The following is a 17557-nucleotide window of genomic DNA, read 5'->3' as shown; positions in this document are numbered from 1 at the left end:
GGCGGTAACACGGGTCCGGGGCAACGAACTGAACCGGCGTTGCCACCCGAGCGCGGCCCCACGCCCATGGCTGCGAGCGCCGGCGAGCGGTCCGGAGCAAGCACCGGTCACAGATGACCGGCGTCTCGGCCTGTTCCCGGAACAACGCAGACACCACCATCGGAACGCCTGGCTGGGACGCCGCAGCCCGGCAGGGGTGCCCGTGCGGTCGCCTCGGGGTTCGGCGCAGCGCCCCGCAGCACCGCTGTGTGCGCAGCCGTACGACAGATGGAGGGAGAAGCATGGGACTGGAGCTGCCGCCGGAGCTCGCCGGGATACTCGATCTCGTCGGGCTGGACTGGCCCCGGGTGAACGAGGACGAACTGGTCAGGCTCGCGGACGGGCTCAGAGGAGTTGCCTCGGCGATCGACTCGGTCCAGATGGACGCGGACAAGGCCCTGACCGCGCTGAGGGAGGTCTACCACGGTACTTCGGCGGACAGGCTGGCCGAGCTGTGGGGAACCGTCTCGAAGTACTCCGGCCTGGTGGTGGAGGCCTGCGGTGTCGCCGCCAATGCGCTCAACGCGGCGGCTCTGGTGATCGAGGGCTGCAAGGGTGCCACCGTGGTCCAACTCGTGGCCACCCAGGGTGAACTGGTGGCCTCCTCGTTGATCGGGCCGGAGGGCACCGCGGCCGTCGTCGCGGCTGGTCGGCAGATCCTGTCCACCGTCCTGGAGGAGGCGGTGTCGGCGCTCGGGCAGGCGCTGGCCCAACCGGTGGCCGACCTGGTGGAGACCGTCGTCAAGCAGCTGCTGCCCGCCGGCGGGCCGGGTGCGGCCGGCAGTGTCGGGGCCGGGTTCGGGATCGACCTGGCCCAGCTGGCCTCCTGCGCGCTCGAACTGCGCGGACACGCCGACGACATCGACTCCCACGGCAGTTCCTTCCGGACCGTCGTCGAGGGCCTGGACCTGGGCAATCCGGGGGACGCGTTCGGCAGGCTGGTGATCGCCGCAGCCGAACAGATCGCCACCACCATCGGCGTCGAGGTACTCAAACGGCTGCTCGGCTCATTCCGGGGCACCGCCGAGGGGATGGACAAGGTGGCCCAGAACCTCACCGAGAAGGAGGATTCACACGCCCGGCAGATCCACGGCATCCTGGCCGGGCAGGACTCCCCGACCTTCTCCAAATCGCTCCAACTCGCAGGTGTGGCAGGTGATATGGCCGCATATGGCACACATGGCACAGGCCCTGCCGCGACCGGCGGGGCGCATCCCGGTCCCCACCACGCCGACGCGGCCGGACTCCTCGTCGTCGGCGGTGGCGGTGGCGGTGGCGGTGGCGGTGGCGGAACGGTACGGGTGGGGCCCCCGGGACCGTACGCGCCGGACAGGCCTGTGGGGGACACCGCCCCGCAGCAGGCGCGAGCCTCGGCGAGCGGCCCGCACCCGGCAGGCCCCCACGGCACCGGCCAGGTTCCGCCGAGGAGCGATGCCGGATTCGGAGCCCGCCCTCAGGGAGCCGAACACGGCCCTCTCGACCGCCGGCCGACTGCGCAGACGCCCGGCATACCTGGCGCCGCCCCGTACGGCCAGGCAGACGGGGGGCCGCACCAGGGCGACCCGGGCAGCCATGGAGCCGCCGGACGGGCACGGGATGCGGCGGCGCAGGCGAACGGCACCTCCCGCCCCAGCCGGGACGCCCTCGACGAAGACACCGTCGGGCTTCCCGACGCTGCCGCCGTGGACACGCGCCGCCACACCGCGGACGCCTGAGCCTGACGCTTGACGCCGCTGGTCACTCGACCGGCGGAGCTCCGGGGGCCGGGGGCATGTGACGCGGCCGTTCTTCACGCTTCGAGATGTCGAGCAACGACGTGTGGGAGAACGGCCGCTGCCGACGAGTCTCCCGGTCGATGCGCCCGCGGCCGAGGGGGCTTGAGCCTCTTGTCCCGCTTGGGATGCCGGAGCTGCCGCCCGGGGCCGACATTCCTCGGGGCGATGCGGCGCAAAGCACTACGGCTCCTGGGTGAGCCTCGCCTCGGCGTAGTGGGTCGAGGCCCCCCGATGAAGGTGGGCGAGGTGGTGCTGGAGGCGCTGGTGGCGGAACTGGTAGACCGCGCCGGCCTGACGCAGCACGCCGCGGCGGTGGGCGTCGTCGAGGAAGGTCACCACGTCCCAGGGCAGCCGGCCGGTCAGCGGCAGCCAGAGGCGCACCATGACCAGCCACTGGCCCCAGGCGGTGAACCCCACCGCGTAGGCGAGGGCGCCGCCGACGCCGCCGATGGCGCCGACCCCGAGGCCGCCCTTAAGGCCCCAGTTCAGCGGACCGACGGTGCCCTGGAGCAGGTCGACCACGAGCTGCCCCACCAGGGCGATCGTCACCGTCAGCAGTGGGGCGAGCACCAGGATCTGCCGTCCGACCGCGGTCCGGTTCTCGGCGAGCAGGGTGGCGGGGCTCGCGGCCGAGGCGATGTCGAGCGGCACTTCGAGAGCCGCGACGAGTCCGAATGCGAGGACGCCCGCGAGGCTGAACACCACGCCGAACACCAGCATGTTCACGAGCAGCGTTTCCATCGCTAGGGGCGCGGTGATCGAGAAGTGGTAGACCAGGCTGCGTTCCGTGCTCATGGCGACGGCGCAGCCGACGCCCATCACGAATCCGCTCACGAGCACGGCGGCCAGCCGCAGGGCGACGCTGCGAAGGGGCGGGCGCGGGGAGTCACGCCGCTTCCCGGGCAGGCGTAGCACGGTGCGTGCGGGTTCGAGGGTCCGGGGACCGGCCAGGACGACGGTGAGCGCGTGGGCGCAGCCGAAGGCCAGCCCCGCCGCCGGGCCGAGCAGCAGACCCAGGAGGAGGGTCTCGATCGGCGGGATCGGGGAGAGCCAGCCCATCAGCCAGGTCGCGACCGAGGCGGAGACCGCGCTGGTGAGCATGACGGCGAGCAGCCGTGAGGTGCGGGACAGTGAGTCACCGATACGCCACCAGGCGAGGTCCTGGTGGTTGTAATCGGCGGTGAGGAGACCGTGGGCGAGAACGCCGAGCCAGCGCTGGGCGCGTTGCGGGTCGGGGGTACGGGGGCTGCGCCGGCGACCGACGACGGTGCGGGGCGGGGCGAGGCGGCGGTAGAGGGTGGGCACGAATCCGGCGAGGAGGTGCGCTTCCAACGCATGAACGGTCGGGAACCGCGTCGCGTCGAGGAGCTCGGCGGGGTCACGGTCGGTCGACTCGCTGTAGACGGTGCGCGCGAGCGTGATCATCAGGGGTGTGCTCAGGACGTCGGCGAGGCGGCGGCCCGCCGGCGAGTCCGCGCGCTCGAGTTCTTCCAGGACGCCGCCCCAGCGGTGGCGGTCCTGGGCGGCCGGCTGCCGGACGGTGGGCGGGTCCGCGGGTCGGTCACCCTGCCGGGCGTCCTGCCGAGCGTCATGGGCGTCCTGGGCGTTGACGGCGCGGACGGTTCGAGGCAGGTAGCGCGCGACGTCGCCGGGGGTGAGGTCGGCGAGTTCGAGTCCGGCGGCCCAGGAGAGCGGGGCGCCGGCCGTACGGACGGCCTCGGCCAGTTCCTTGACCCTGCTGGTCAGGATCAGCGGCGTGGAGGTGGCGTTGAGCTCGCGCAGGGCGGCGTCGCGCAGGCCTGCGGCGATCTCGTCGAAGCCGTCGAGTACGGGCAGCACGGCGTCGGAGTGGATCAGCGCCTCGGCCAGGGTCCCGGGACCGTCCGGGCTCTGCTGGGCGAGATAGGGGTGGTCGCGCAGGAGTTGGTCCGTGAGCCAGTCCAGGAGTGACGCACTGTCAGGGGACCAGGCGCCGAGACTGAACAGGACGGGCACCTGCGGAAAGCCGCTCTCGATCAAGTCGAGGACGAGCCGAACCGCCAGCACGGACTTGCCCGCCCCGGCGCGGCCGAGGACGACCAGCCGTCCCGACGGCACACGCCGGTAGACCTCGGCCACCTCTGCCAGGTTGCCGGCAAGGTCCAGAGGCTGCGGCGCGTCGCCGGGTCCGAGCCGCCGGATGTTCTCCCAGTGGTCCACGAGTTCCGGATCGGCCTGCCGCCACTGGACCGGCAGAGCGAATGGGTCGTGCACCCGGCGGTGGTCCTCCTCCAGCCGCCAGCGACGCCTGACCTCCCGCTCCAGCTTCTCGACTGCGGCCGCGAGTTGGCCGTGGACCTTGAATGGCTGCTGGAACAGGGCGGTGTCGGTGACGTGGTCGGCGGCAGGCGCGGAGGCCGTCGGCCCGGCGGGGGGTGCCGCCTCCGCGGGCGAGGGCGGTTCGGTGCGGGGGTCCGGCAGCAGCAGGCTCTCGGGTGCAACGCCCAGGGAATCGGCGAGCAGGCGCAGGGTCGCCATCCGGTGGTCCTGGAGTCTCCCGGTCTCGAGTCTGCGGATGGTGCTGACGCTGACGCCGGACCGGCCGGCCAGCTCCTCCTGCGTCAGTCCCGCCTCGATACGCAGTCGCTTCAGGGTCGCTCCGGGCCCGGACAATCCAACTCCCTACTGGGCGGTAAGTGCGACCACGGAGCCTATCGTGACGACCGGTCACGGATGACCGGTCCATGGCCTGTCAGCGGCCGCGACCCCGAAGCCATGATCGGCAGCGGGGGCGGACCGCACGCCGCACGCCGTGAGGGATCCCGACGGCCTGTCAGTGCCGGCGCGGCGACCGCGACTTCCGGATGCCGCGACGTCGCTCCTCGCAGGGTGTGGGGAGCTGGTGCGGCACTACCGCGAGGGCCGCGGCGACCTTCCGTCGGACGGCCACGCGGAGGTCGCGTGCCGGCCCGGGCGGCGCCCTCGCGCTGCTGCGCGGGCGCGTCCGGGCCGCGGCGCCGCCGCAGTGGGCGCGTCACCCGCATGTCGTTCCGGAGCACGGAGCACCGGAGCACCGAACCAGATCAAGGAGACAGTCGATGGTCCAGGCCCTGAAGGCGGCCGATCCGCGCGAGATCGCCGGGTACCAGTTGCTCGGGCGACTGGGCCAGGGGCGGCTGGGCGAGGTCTTTCTGGCCCGTTCGCGCGGCGGTCGACTGGTCGCACTGCGGGTGGTCGCGCCCGAGTTGGGCGCGGACCAGCGGTTCCGTGACCGCTTCCGCGAGACCGTGACGGCAGTGCGGGAGGTCAGCGGCTTCTACGTCGCGCAGGTCGTGGACGCCGCAACGGTGGGCAACCCGCTCTGGCTGGCCGGCGCGTACATCCCCGGTCCGTCCCTGGCGGAGGCGGTGGCGACCCACGGTCCGCTGCCCTACGAGGCGGTCGGCGTCCTCGGGGTCGGTCTGACCGAGGCTCTGGAGGCCATCCACGCCGTCGGCCACCTGCACCGCGACCTCACCCCGGGGAATGTGATCCTGGCCGGCGACGGCCCCCGGGTGACCGACTTCGCCCTGGCCCACGCGTGGGACGACGCCCATCCGTCCAGGACGGTCGCCGCGGTGCCGAGCTCCTTCCTGGCGCCGGAGCAGGTCCGCAGCGGCGTGACCGGGCCCGCCTCCGACGTGTTCGCGCTCGGCGGTCTCCTGGTCTTCGCCGCGACCGGGAATCCGCCCTTCGGGCGGGACGGCGGCTCCGCAGCACTCCACCGCATCGTCGCGGAGGACCCCGACCTGTCCGGTGTGCCGGCCCCCCTGCGGGAGCTGGCCGGCGCGTGCCTGGCCAAGGACCCGGCCGAGCGGCCGAGCCTGCAGGAGATCCGCCGCCGGCTGACCGGCACCGGGCTCACCGGACCGTGGCTCCCGCCGTCGCTCGCCGGCATGGTCGTGGAACGGCAGGAGGACGCGGACGCCCGCAACCGCCCACGGCCGAGCCGCAGGGCCCTGCTGACGCTGGCAGGCGCCGGCACCGCTGCCGCCGTCGCCGTCCCGCTCGGGCTCTGGCTGCGGCCGGGCGGCGACCACGCGTCGGGCCGTCGGGACTCCGGCGGAGCGGGTGGGCGCACGGCCGAGGTCAAGCTGACGCCCGTGCGCACCATGGGAGTCGGGGCGCAGAGCGACGTCTTCGCCGTCTCCTTCAGCCCCGACAACGCCTTCCTCGCCTCCGGCACGGAGCAGGGGCAGATCAACGTCTTCCGCGACCCCGGCGGCCTCGGGGCCGATGCCGTCCGCAACGTGGCCCCGGCGAAAAAATCCCCTATCGGCTCCGTGGCGTTCGGCCACGGCAACCTCCTCGCCGCCAGTTACATGCTCCCGCTCGATGTCAGCGCCGGCGACTTCACGGCCGACCGGATCGGCGTCAGCGTCTGGCAGGTGACCCCCAGCACGACCATCGCGAACTTCAAGGACGTCGTCTCCGTCGTCTCCGGCGACGAGGGAACCACGCTCTCCCCCGGGAATGCCGTCGCCTTGAGCCCCGACGGCCGCCTGGTCGCACTCGGGCGCAGTGGAAAGGACTGCATCGGGAAGGTCCAGGTGTGGGAGGTCGGCTCCGGAAAGCGGGTCGCCACCCTGGTCGTCAGGGCCGGCACGGTCAGGAAGGCGAGCACCAGCGTGATGTCCCTGGCCTTCAGCCCGGACGGCCGCGTCCTGGCCGCGGGCTACGGCATGGACAAGGCGGGGGTTCAGCTGTGGGACACCGCGTCCTTCACCCCGACGGCGACCCTGGCGCTGGACAGCACCGAGACGTACGGGGTGGTCTGCCTGGCGTTCAGCGCCGACGGCCGCACCCTGGTCGGTACCTACGGCGGCATCGCGGTGTGGGACATGGGCTCGCACCGGCTGACGGCCACGCTCGGCAGCACCGCCTCCGGGTACCAGTCCGTGGCTCTCGGCCCGGACGGCACCACCCTCGCCACCGCCGCCGGCGGAGGGGTGGAGCTGTGGGACCTGTCCACCCGCAAGCAGCTCGCCTCGGCCGTCGCGGGCCGCAGCGGCGCCGGCGAGGTGGCCTTCAGCCCGGACGGAAAGATGCTGGCAGCCACCACGAAGACCACCGACCTGCTGGGCGCCGTCCAGGTGTGGAAGGTGGGTTGATGGAACCGCTCGAGCGCGGCGATCCGCAGCGGATCGGCCCCTACGAACTCCTCAAGCGGCTGGGCCGGGGCGGCATGGGCCGGGTCTACCTCGGCCGCTCGCCCGGAGGCCGTCTGGTCGCGGTCAAGGTGGTCAATCCGGAACTCGCGCACGATCCCGACTTCCGGCGCCGCTTCGCGCACGAGGTGGCCGCGGCCCGCAAGGTGGGGGGCTTCTACACCGCGCAGGTGGTGGACGCCGACCCGCAGGCCGATCCGCCGTGGTCGGTCAGCGCGTACATCCCCGGGCCGACGCTGCTGCAAGCCGTCCGTCGGCTCGGTCCGCTCCCCCACACGGCGCTGCGGGTCCTCGGCTCCGGTCTGGCCGAGGGGCTGAGCGCCATCCACGCCGCCGGGCTGGTCCATCGCGACCTCAAGCCGGGCAATGTCATCGTCGCCGACGACGGTCCACGGGTCATCGACTTCGGCATCGCCGGCGCGCTGGACGTTGCCCAGCACACGACCGCACTCATCGGCAGCCCCGGCTACATGTCGCCGGAGCACGCCCGTGGGGAGACCACCGGCCCGGCCTCCGACGTCTTCGCGCTCGCCTGCGTGCTGATCTTCGCGGCGACCGGTCGACACCCCTACGGAGAGGGGCGACCGGACGTGATCCTCTATCGGACCATCCACGGGGAACCCCGGCTGGACGACGTCCCCGCCGACCTGGTCCCCTTCCTCACCCGTTGCCTCTCCCCCGAACCCGACCGGCGTCCGGAGGTCGCGGAGGTGGTCCGCGCCCTCGCCACCTCGGCCGACGACACCCAGTGGCTGCCCGCCGGGGTGAACGCGCTGATCAGCGAACACCGCCATGCCACGCTGATCCTGCCCGACCCGACCGGGACGCCGCCGCAGGACGCTTCCCCGAGCCGACCACGCTCCACACCCCGGCGTCGGCGCCTCCTCGCCGGCGTGATCGCCCTGGCGGTCGTCGCAGCGGGCACGGTGGTGACGGCCATGGCGCTGAACCCCCCGGCACCGGCGACGCCGGGATCGACCCGGAGCCCGGCGCCCGGCCCCGGGACCGTCACGGCCCTCCGGTGGAGCGGCAAGCCCTGCGACGTCATCGGCAACGAGCTCATCGCGCGCTTCGGGCTCACGACCGTGGGAACGCCCGGCGGGACGTCTTCGGGCGACACAGCGGTCTCCACCTGCACCTGGAGGAGCGGTCCATCCACCGTCCGCGGCGCGAACATCACGCTCGCCTTCTCCCCCACCGCGGTCCAATTGCTTCCGCACCGCAAGAACGCGGCCAGGCCGGACGGCAACCGCAGCGCGTACGACGACATCGACAGCGAGAGCTGCGAGGTCGACTGGACGGTGCGCACCGGATACGCGGCCGTCCTCTACAGCGTCCCGCCCAACGTCATTGGCGGAGGGGGCTGTTACATGCCCCAGCAGTTCGCCGAGGCTGTCACGCCGACGATGAACCAGCAGTGAGGAGGATTCACCTGAGCGGGGACGGTAGGGCCGCGACTGTTGGGACCTTCCGTCATGTCCGGTGCGGCGAGGTGGTTTTCGCCGTCGGGGCTCTATGGGATGGCGGGGGTGATCGATATGATCCGGCCCTGACAAGGGCGGGGGCGGAACTCTGCGTTCCCGCACGGCCATCCCAGGGGGGACCCATGACACCCAATCACGCCCGGCGCCGGCTCGCGGTGGGAGCGGCGGCGACGCTGTCGCTGCTCGCCGGGACGTTCGCCGCCGGTGTTCCGGCGGCGCAGGCGGAGACCGTTCCCGGTGGGCGGGCCACGCTGGAGGGCACCGCACCGGAGTGGACGAGCGGCGCCGCCGACGCGGGCGCCACCTCGGGGGCGACGCAGGTCAGCGCCCGTGTGTATCTCGCGGGGCGGGACGCGCAGGGGCTGACGGCGTACGCGACCGCGGTCTCGGACCCGAACTCGTCGTCGTTCGGCAAGTACCTGACGCCCGCGCAGGCGGAGGAGCGGTTCGGCGCGTCGCCGCAGCAGGTTGCGGCGGTCACCGCGTGGCTGAAGTCCGCGGGCCTGACGGTGACCGGTTCCGACCGGCACTACGTCTCGGTGACCGGTGACGCGGCGGCGGTGCAGAAGGCGTTCGCCACCCCGCTGCACGACTACCGCAAGGACGGCCGGACGTTCCACGCGCCGGCCCACGCGGCCTCGGCCCCGCGCGAGCTGGCCGACGCCGTGCTCACCGTGACCGGCCTGGACAACGCGCCGCACCGGGCGAAGCCGCAGGACACCCTGCCCGGTCCGGGCGAGGGCTTCCGCAACGCGGGCCCGTTCTCGACCTACTTCGGCTCGAACACGGCGACCACGCTGCCGGACGCGTACGGCGGCAAGGTCCCGTACGCGATCCACGGCTACACCGGCCGGCAGCTGCGGGCCGCGTACGGCGCGGGCGGGTACACCGGCAAGGGGGTGACGGTCGCGATCACCGACGCGTACGCGTCGCCGACCATGGCGGCGGACGCGGCGGCGTACGCCAAGCGCAACGGTGACCGGGCCTACCGCAAGGGCCAGTACTCGGAGGTCCTGCCGTCCGCGTACACCAGCGTGGACGACTGCGGTGCGTCCGGCTGGTACGGCGAGGAGTCGCTCGACGTCGAGGCGGTGCACGCCGTCGCGCCGGAGGCCGACATCGTGTACGTCGGCGCCGCCTCCTGCAACGACCCGGACCTGCTGGACGCGCTGAACAAGATCGTCGACAGCCGGCTGGCCGACATCGTCTCCAACTCGTGGGGCGACATCGAGGCCAACGAAACCTCGGACACCGCGGCCGCGTACGACCGGACGTTCAAGCTGGGCGCGATCGAGGGCATCGGCTTCTACTTCTCCTCCGGTGACGACGGCGACGAGGTCGCCAACACCGGCAAGAAGCAGGTCGACACCCCGGCCAACTCGGCGTGGGTGACGGCGGTGGGCGGCACCTCGCTGGCCGTCGGCCAGGGCGACAAGTACCAGTTCGAGACCGGCTGGGGCGTGCAGAAGTCGGTCCTCGCCGCGGACGGCAAGAGCTGGACGAACTTCCCCGGCACGTTCACCGGCGGCGCGGGCGGCGGCGTCAGCTCCACCGTCAAGCAGCCGTTCTACCAGCACGGCGTGGTGCCCGACGCGATGGCGAAGGCGGGCGGCTCGACCCGGATGCGCACCGTTCCGGACATCGCGGCGGTCGCCGACTCCAACACCGGGTTCCTGGTCGGCCAGACCCAGTCCTGGCCGGACGGCTCGGTGTCGTACGACGAGTACCGGATCGGCGGCACCTCGCTGGCCGCGCCGGTCATCGCGGGCGTCCAGGCGCTGGCGCAGCAGGCCCGGCACTTCCCGATCGGCTTCGCCAACCCGGGGATCTACGCCCGCTACGGCTCGCCGCTCTTCCACGACGTGACCGACCAGCCGCTCGGCGCGGGCCGCGAGATCGCGGTGGCCCGGGTCGACTTCGCCAACAGCACGGACGCGTCCGGCGGTCTGACCACCTCGGTGCGCAGCCTCGGCAAGGACAGCTCGCTGTCCGCGGTGCGCGGCTACGACGAGGTGACCGGTGTCGGCTCGCCGGCCCCCGGTTACGTCGCCTCGTACGCGTTCCCGTTCTTCCGCCGCTGACGGCCGACCGGCCGCTGAGCGGCCGCTGACCGCTCCGGCCTCCGAGCCGGGCCCGTCCCTCGACGCCCGTGCGACCTGAGATCCCTCAGGGCGCACGGGCGTCCGGCGTTTCCGGAGCGGGGCAGGGCCTCCGGCACCCGCCGGGCCAAGAATTCCTCTCGACGTTATGACCGCGGGAAGCGATGTCATATGACCTGTGACATTGTTCTGATGCCCCGAAGCTGACAGGATCACGCCGAACCCCCAACACCCCCAGCAGCTGACTCCCGGTCAGCTCCCCCACCCGACAAGGATTCGGCCGTGCGCCTGCGCATACCCCTTCCCTCACTCGCCGCGGGCCTCGCCGCCTGCTGCGCCACCGCCGCGACCCTGCTGCCCTCGCCGGCACTGGCCGCCCCCGCCCCGTCCGCCTCCGCAGCCGCCGCCAAGTCGGCCACGGCCTCCGCCGCCGCCCCGAAGCCGGCCGCCGCCGACCTCGCCGGCGTTACGGCGGGCGTTACGGCGCTCGGCGCCCCCGCCGCCCCGCTGACGACCGCGCAGCTCAGCCAGGCCGCCGTCGGCCGCACGCCGGAGGCCGGCAAGCCGGCCGCCCCGCTCGCCGCCCCCAAGGCCAGGTCCGCCGCGGCCGGGGTGGACGCCCAGAGCTGCACCGCCGCCGACTTCGGCAGCCGCAGCGGCGCTGCGCTGGCCGCGTTCGTCCAGTCCTCGACCACCGACTGCGTCTCGACCCTGTTCAACGTCGCGACCTCCGACGCGGCGAGCGTCTTCAAGCAGTCGCAGATGCTCGCGGTCGCGGGCGCCTTCAAGGGCCAGGCCGCCTCGTACACCGGCGACGACTCGACCGGCATCCTGCAGCTGGTGCTGTTCCTGCGCGCCGGGTACTACATCCAGTCGAACAACCCGGCCGTGGTCGGCCCGTACGACTCCGCGCTGACGGACGCGGTGAAGGCCGGGCTGGACGCCTTCTTCGCCACCGCGCACTCCCGCGACGTCACCGACGCCAACGGCGCCGTGCTCAAGGAGGTGGTCACCCTCACCGACAGCGCCAACCTCCAGGCCAAGTTCCTCACCGTCTACCGGCGGCTGCTGGACGGCTTCGACAACTCGTACAACGCCTCGGCGCAGATGGTCGGCGCGGTCAACAACGTGCTGCGCTTCCCGCTCTGGCGCGGCAACTGGAACACCGACTTCGTCGGCGCGGTCACCACCGACCCGGGCGTGATCACCTCGCTGGGCAACTTCGCGCTGAACCACAAGGACCTGCTCACCGGCGCCAACGCGGTGCTCGTCACCAACGCCGGCAACGACCTCGGCCGGATCGCCGGCGACGGCGCCGCGGTCGAGGCGCTCGCCAAGCCGCAGGTCAAGCGGGTGCTCGACGGCGCGCCGATCCTCGGCTCCACCGGCGGCCTGTACGTCCACACCGCGTACCAGGCCAACGCGTACGACCCGGGCCAGTGCTCGTACTACGACACCTGCAACCTGCCGGCCAAGCTGACCGCCGCGGTGCTGCCGAACCAGCTGGTGTGCGACAACCGCACCATCCAGACGCAGACCCTGTCGGCCGCCGACCTGGCCGCCGTCTGCACCAGCCTGCGCAGCCAGGACGGGTTCTTCCACACGCTGGTCAAGGACAACGGCCCGGTCAACCCGTACGACAAGAACATCACGCTGGCGGTCTTCGCCAACAAGAACGACTACGCCACCTACTCCTGGGCGATCTTCGGCAACTCCACCGACAACGGCGGGCAGACCGTGATGGACCCGACCGACCCGAACAACCGGGCCGTGTCGGTGATGTTCCTCAAGTCCTGGAACGACAGCTTCCCGGCGAACGTGTGGAACCTCAACCACGAGTACACCCACTACCTCGACGGCATCTACGACATGAAGGGCACCTTCGGCACCCAGATGTCGGTCCCGGACATCTGGTGGGTCGAGGGCATCGCCGAGTACGTGTCGTACACCTACCGCGGCCTCACCGACACCGACGCGATGGCCCAGGCGGCCAAGCACACCTACAAGCTCAGCACGATCTTCCAGAACACCTACGACAACTCGGACTCCACCCGGGTCTACCCGTGGGGCTACCTGTCGGTCCGGTTCATGCTCGAGAAGCACCCGGCCGACGTCGCCGCGATGCTCGGGCACTTCCGCACCGGCGACTACACCGGCGGCTACGCGGTGTACAACTCGCTCGGCACCGGCTACGACGCCGAGTTCGACGCCTGGCTGAACGCCTGCGCCGGCGGCGCCTGCTACGCCACCGGCCCGACCGCGCTCTTCGACCAGTCGGTCAACGGCGGCACCGTCACCCTCACCGACCGCTCGGTGCAGACCGGCCCCGGCCGGATCACCGCCTGGCACTGGACCTTCGGCGACGGCACCTCCTCCGACGAGCGCAACCCCAGCCACACCTACGCCGCGGCCGGCACCTACACCGTCGCGCTGACCGCCACCGACAGCAACGGCAAGAGCGCCTCCACCCCGACCTCGGTCACCGTCACCAGCGGCGGCCCGGTCACCCTGCCGACCTGCACCGACACCCGCACCGACGCGATGGGGCAGAACTGCTCGCGCAGCGGCCGCGCCCGTACCGCCGGCAACCTCGACTACCTGTACCTCTGGCTGCCCGCCGGCACCAGCACGCTGAAGGTCACCACCTCCGGCGGCACCGGCTCGCTGGCCCTGTACTACAACGAGAGCGGCTGGGCCTCGCCGAGCGCCTTCACCGCCTCCTCCACCAACCCGGGCACCACGCAGTCCCTCACCGTCACCAACCCGACGGCCGGCTACCGCTACCTGAGCCTGTACGCGGTCACCGACTTCAGCGGGGTCACCGTCTCCACCCAGTTCTGACCCCCCCGACGGCCCGGCAGGGGCGGGCGGTCACCGGAGCGATCCGGCGGCCGCCCGCCGCGGCGTGCCCGCATCAGGGCGAGCTGTACGTGCGGGCGACCCGGCCCATCACCGCCACCGACCGCCCCGCCGCACGGACGTCACCAACGCGACCCAGTGACCCCCCGATTCACCAACCGGTCCAACAACGCGGGCGATCACCGGAGCGATCCGGCAGCCGCCCGCCACGGCGTGTCCGCATCAGGGCGAGCTGTACATCCCGGCGACCCGGCCCATCACCCTCACCGACCGCCCCGCCGCACGGACGTCACCAACGCGACCCAGTGACCGCCCGATTCACCACCGGTCCAACAACGCGGGCGATCACCGGAGCGATCCGGCAGCCGCCCGCCACGGCGTGCCCGCATCAGGGCGAGCTGTACATCCCGGCGACCCGGCCCATCACCCTCACCGACCGCCCCGCCGCACGGACGTCACCAACGCGACCCAGTGACCGCCCGATTCACCAACCGGTCCAACAACGCGGGCGATCACCGGAGCGATCCGGCAGCCGCCCGCCACGGCGTGCCCGCATCAGGGCGAGGTGTACGTCCGGGCGACCCAGGACTGGAAGTGCGCGGCCCGGGCGATCAGTTCGCGGTAGGCGTCGGCGGCCGCCCGGTAGAGCGTCTCGGCCGGCACCCCGGCCTGGGCGTCGCGCCGCCAGGCGATCAGGTAGCGGGCCCACAGCGGGGTGCCGCACAGCGGCTTGACGATCACCCCGGGGATCGGCTGGATGGTCGCCTGCACCACCGACACGCCCAGTCCCTCGGCGATCATCCGCTGCAGCTGCAACTGGTCGCCGAGGAACTCGTGCAGGACCGCGGGCGCGAAGCCGGCCGATCGGCAGGCGGTGTGGAACACCCCGGGCCAGCCGGCGCCGTCGTCGGGGGTCAGGAACCAGGCCTCGCCGCCGAGTTCGGCCAGCGACACCTCGGTGCGGTGGCGCAGCCGGTGGTCGGCGGGCAGGGCCACGAAGCCCGGCTCGGTGACGATTCCGCGGTGCTCGATCAGCTCGGAGTGGGCCAACTCGCGGCCCGGGTAGTCGACGGCGAGTCCGGCGTCGATCTCGCCTCGTTCCAGTTGCTCGACGATGTCGGAGGAGGCGTAGACGCTGCTGACGCTCAGCCTGAGTTCGGGCAGCAGGGCGCAGATCCGCCGGGCCAGACCGGGAAGGATCGGGGTGTTGGTGGCGGCGAGCCGCAGCGTGCCGCCGCCGGTGCCGGCCGCGGGCCGGCCGATCCGCTCGGCGCCGAGCAGGACCTCGCGGGCCTGCGCGAGCACCACCGCGCCGTACGGGGTGGGCTCGACGCCGTCCGGGCCGCGCTCGAACAGCCGCTGGCCGAAGTGCCGTTCGAGCCGGCCGAGCTGGGTGGAGACGGCGGCCTGGCTGTGTCCGAGCGTCGCCGCCGCCCGGCCGAGGCTGCCGGCCTCCGCGATGACGCAGAGCGTCCGCAGGTGGCGGAGTTCCAGTTCCATGCGTGCACCTCGGCCTTGCCTCGTCCGTTCGACAACCGGCCTGGACGTTAGGCGAGATCGGGGGTCCACGCCAAGAGGTCGCCGAGAGGTCGCCGCGGGTGGACGCGGGTGGACGGTCCGGGCGGCCGGCGTGCCGAGTTCACGGGCCGTCCGACGGCGCGATGCCCGGCCGCCCCTTTGCGGTACCGGCCGCGCGGGGAGAACTCCGGCACATCCGAACCTCAACCCGGGAGGAACCGAGGTGCATTCGATACCGAGAGGCGTGCGGGGCACGGCGGCCGCGGCGTTCACCGCGGCGCTCGTCGTGGGCGGGCTGCTGGCGCCGGCCGAGGGCACCGCGTACGCCGCGTCGCCGGACGTGGTGATCAGCCAGGTGTACGGCGGTGGCGGCAACTCCGGTGCCCCGTACACCAATGACTTCGTCGAGCTGTACAACCGGGGGACGAGCGCCGTCTCGCTGGCCGGCTGGACGGTGCAGTACGCCTCCGCGACCGGCTCCAGCTGGTCGAGGACCGTGCTGTCGGGCACCATCGCGCCGGGCCACTGGTACCTCGTCCAGGAGGCGGCCGGCTCGGGCAGCGGCTCCGCGCTCCCGGCGCCGGACGCCACCGGCACGCTGGCGCTGAGCGCGACCGCGGGCAAGGTCGCGCTGGTCACCACCTCCACCGCGCTGACCTGTTCGACGGGCTGCGCCACCCAGGCCGGGGTCCGGGACTTCGTCGGGTACGGCTCGACGGCGAGTTCCGCGGAGACCTCGCCCACCGGCAACCTGTCCAACACCACCGCCGCGCTGCGGGCGGGCGGCGGCACGACCGACACAGACAACAACGCGGCCGACTTCGCGGTGGCCGCGCCGAGCCCGCGCAACTCCGCCACAACCAGCGGCGGCACCCGGATCCACACCGTCCAGGGCGCCGCCCACATCTCCCCGCTGAACGGGCAGCAGGTGACCGGCATCCCGGGTGTGGTCACCGCCAGGTCCACCACCGGCTTCTGGATGCAGGACCCGCAGCCCGACGCCGACCCGGCCACCAGCGAGGGCATCTTCGTCTACACCGGCACCGCACCCACTGTCGCGGTCGCCGACTCGGTGACGGTCGCCGGTACGGTCGGCGAGTTCCGCCCGGGCGGCACCGGCGGCACCACCAACCTGACCACCACCGAGCTCACCTCGCCCACCGTCACCGTGCTGGCGCACAACGCGGCGCTGCCTGCCGCGACGGTGATCGGCGCCGGCGGCCGGGTGCCGCCCGCCGCAGTGATCGAGGACGACGCCACCGGCGACGTGGAGACCGGCGCGGTGTTCGACCCGGCCACCGACGGCATCGACTTCTGGGAGTCGCTGGAGGGCATGCGGGTCGAGATCGACAACGCCGCCGTGGTCGGCCCGAGCAACTCCTACGGCGAGGTGCCGGTGGTGCCGCCGGGCAGCACCACGCGCACAGCTCGCGGCGGCATCGTGCTCCAGGCGAACGACGCCAACCCCGAGCGGGTGGTCCTGGACGACACGCTCGCCCCGACCCCGGTGGTCGACGTCGGCGACACCCTGACCGGCGCCACCGTCGGCGTGCTCGACTACGCCTTCGGCGACTACCACCTGCTGGTCACCGCCACCCCGGCGGTCACCCCCGGCGGCATCGCGCCCGAGGTCACCGCGACCCCGGCCGCCGGCGAACTGGCCACCGCCACCTTCAACGTCGAGAACCTCGACCCCTCGGACCCGCAGGCCAAGTTCGACGGCCTGGCCGCGCAGATCGTGACCAATCTCAAGTCGCCCGACCTGGTCGCCCTGGAGGAGATCCAGGACAACAACGGCGCCACCGACAACGGCACGGTCGCCTGCGACCAGACCATGGCCAAGCTGACCGCCGCCGTCACCGCCGCCGGCGGCCCGACGTACGCGTACCGGCAGATCAACCCGGTCAACGACCAGGACGGGGGCGAGCCGGGCGGCAACATCCGCCAGGTCTTCATGTTCCGCACCGACCGCGGCCTGGCCTTCACCGACCGCTCCGGTGGCACCTCGACCGCCGCGGACTCGGTCGTGAACAACGCCGGTGTGCCCGCGCTGACGTACTCCCCCGGCCGGATCGACCCCGCCGACTCCGCCTTCGGCAGCAGCCGCAAGCCGCTCGCGGGCGAGTTCACCTTCCACGGGCACACCGTGTTCGTGATCGCCAACCACTTCAACTCCAAGGGTGGCGACCAGCCGCTGTTCGGGCACTTCCAGCCGCCGAGCCGCCCGTCGGAGACCCAGCGCCACGACCAGGCCACCGTGGTGAAGAACTTCACCGACCGGATCCTGGCCGTGGACCCGAACGCCGCCGTGGTCGTGCTCGGCGACCTCAACGACTTCGAGTACTCGCAGACCGCCGACCTCCTCACCGCCGGCGGCTCGCTGGTCGACCTGCCGCGCACCCTGCCGGCGGCCGAGCGCTACACCTACGTGTACGAGGGCAACTCGCAGGTCCTGGACCACATCCTGCTCTCGCCCGCCCTCGCGGGCGGCGCGTACAGCTACGACGTGGTCCATCTCAACTCCGAGTTCGCCGATCAGCTGAGCGACCACGACCCGCAGGTGGTCCGCCTCTCGCTGCCGTAACCGTGCACCGCGC

The 17557-nt window shown here is 72.6% G+C and carries 8 protein-coding genes; 6 read left to right on the top strand and 2 right to left on the bottom strand.

From position 1 onward, the window contains the following. Positions 1–281 precede the first annotated feature (281 nt). A complete protein-coding gene (locus FHR36_RS10975) occupies positions 282–1754 on the top strand; it encodes a WXG100-like domain-containing protein (RefSeq protein WP_253796028.1) in 1473 nt (490 codons plus the stop codon). Between the two features lie 240 nt (positions 1755–1994). Here the strand turns inward: FHR36_RS10975 and FHR36_RS10970 are convergent, their stop codons facing one another. Next, positions 1995–4466 carry a helix-turn-helix domain-containing protein gene (locus FHR36_RS10970; protein WP_253796027.1) on the bottom strand — a complete coding sequence of 824 codons (2472 nt, stop codon included), beginning with the start codon at positions 4464–4466 and terminating at the stop codon, positions 1995–1997. Positions 4467–4891: 425 nt separating this feature from the next. Between FHR36_RS10970 and FHR36_RS10965 the strand changes: the two genes are divergently transcribed. From FHR36_RS10965 to FHR36_RS10950, 4 genes are all read left to right on the top strand, one after another. Continuing rightward, positions 4892–6943 carry a WD40 repeat domain-containing serine/threonine protein kinase gene (locus tag FHR36_RS10965; protein WP_253796026.1) on the top strand — a complete coding sequence of 684 codons (2052 nt, stop codon included), beginning with the start codon at positions 4892–4894 and terminating at the stop codon, positions 6941–6943. Next, positions 6943–8421, top strand: coding sequence for a serine/threonine-protein kinase (locus FHR36_RS10960; protein ID WP_253796025.1), 1479 nt, complete (start codon positions 6943–6945; stop codon positions 8419–8421). The genes FHR36_RS10965 and FHR36_RS10960 overlap by 1 nt, the downstream gene beginning before the upstream one ends. Before the next feature lie 185 nt (positions 8422–8606). Next, positions 8607–10565 (top strand): S53 family peptidase, encoded by a 1959-nt coding sequence (locus FHR36_RS10955; protein ID WP_253796024.1) that lies wholly within the window; start codon positions 8607–8609, stop codon positions 10563–10565. A gap of 300 nt (positions 10566–10865) precedes the next feature. After that, positions 10866–13424 carry a collagenase gene (locus FHR36_RS10950; RefSeq protein ID WP_308199273.1) on the top strand — a complete coding sequence of 853 codons (2559 nt, stop codon included), beginning with the start codon at positions 10866–10868 and terminating at the stop codon, positions 13422–13424. 573 nt (positions 13425–13997) lie between these two features. On the opposite strand, the gene FHR36_RS10940 is transcribed toward FHR36_RS10950, so the two are convergent. After that, positions 13998–14942 (bottom strand): LysR family transcriptional regulator, encoded by a 945-nt coding sequence (locus FHR36_RS10940; RefSeq protein WP_253796022.1) that lies wholly within the window; start codon positions 14940–14942, stop codon positions 13998–14000. A gap of 262 nt (positions 14943–15204) precedes the next feature. Here FHR36_RS10940 and FHR36_RS10935 point away from each other — a divergent pair, with 262 nt between their 5' ends. Then, the gene (locus FHR36_RS10935; protein ID WP_253796020.1) at positions 15205–17544 is read left to right on the top strand and encodes a DUF8508 domain-containing protein; all 2340 of its coding nucleotides are present in this window, start codon (positions 15205–15207) and stop codon (positions 17542–17544) included. Positions 17545–17557 lie beyond the last annotated feature (13 nt).

Source organism: Kitasatospora cinereorecta, from assembly GCF_024172095.1.
GTDB lineage: Bacteria > Actinomycetota > Actinomycetes > Streptomycetales > Streptomycetaceae > Kitasatospora > Kitasatospora cinereorecta.
The sequence above is the reverse complement of the archived record's forward strand: the minus strand, read 5'-3'. Positions and strand labels throughout refer to the sequence as shown.

Excerpts from the sequence above, each read along its gene's own strand:
- FHR36_RS10975 (WP_253796028.1), top strand. The coding sequence starts at position 282 with ATGGGACTGGAGCTGCCGCCGGAGCTCGCCGGGATACTCGATCTCGTC.
- FHR36_RS10965 (WP_253796026.1), top strand. The coding sequence starts at position 4,892 with ATGGTCCAGGCCCTGAAGGCGGCCGATCCGCGCGAGATCGCCGGGTAC.
- FHR36_RS10960 (WP_253796025.1), top strand. The coding sequence starts at position 6,943 with ATGGAACCGCTCGAGCGCGGCGATCCGCAGCGGATCGGCCCCTACGAA.
- FHR36_RS10955 (WP_253796024.1), top strand. The coding sequence starts at position 8,607 with ATGACACCCAATCACGCCCGGCGCCGGCTCGCGGTGGGAGCGGCGGCG.
- FHR36_RS10940 (WP_253796022.1), bottom strand. The coding sequence starts at position 14,942 with ATGGAACTGGAACTCCGCCACCTGCGGACGCTCTGCGTCATCGCGGAG.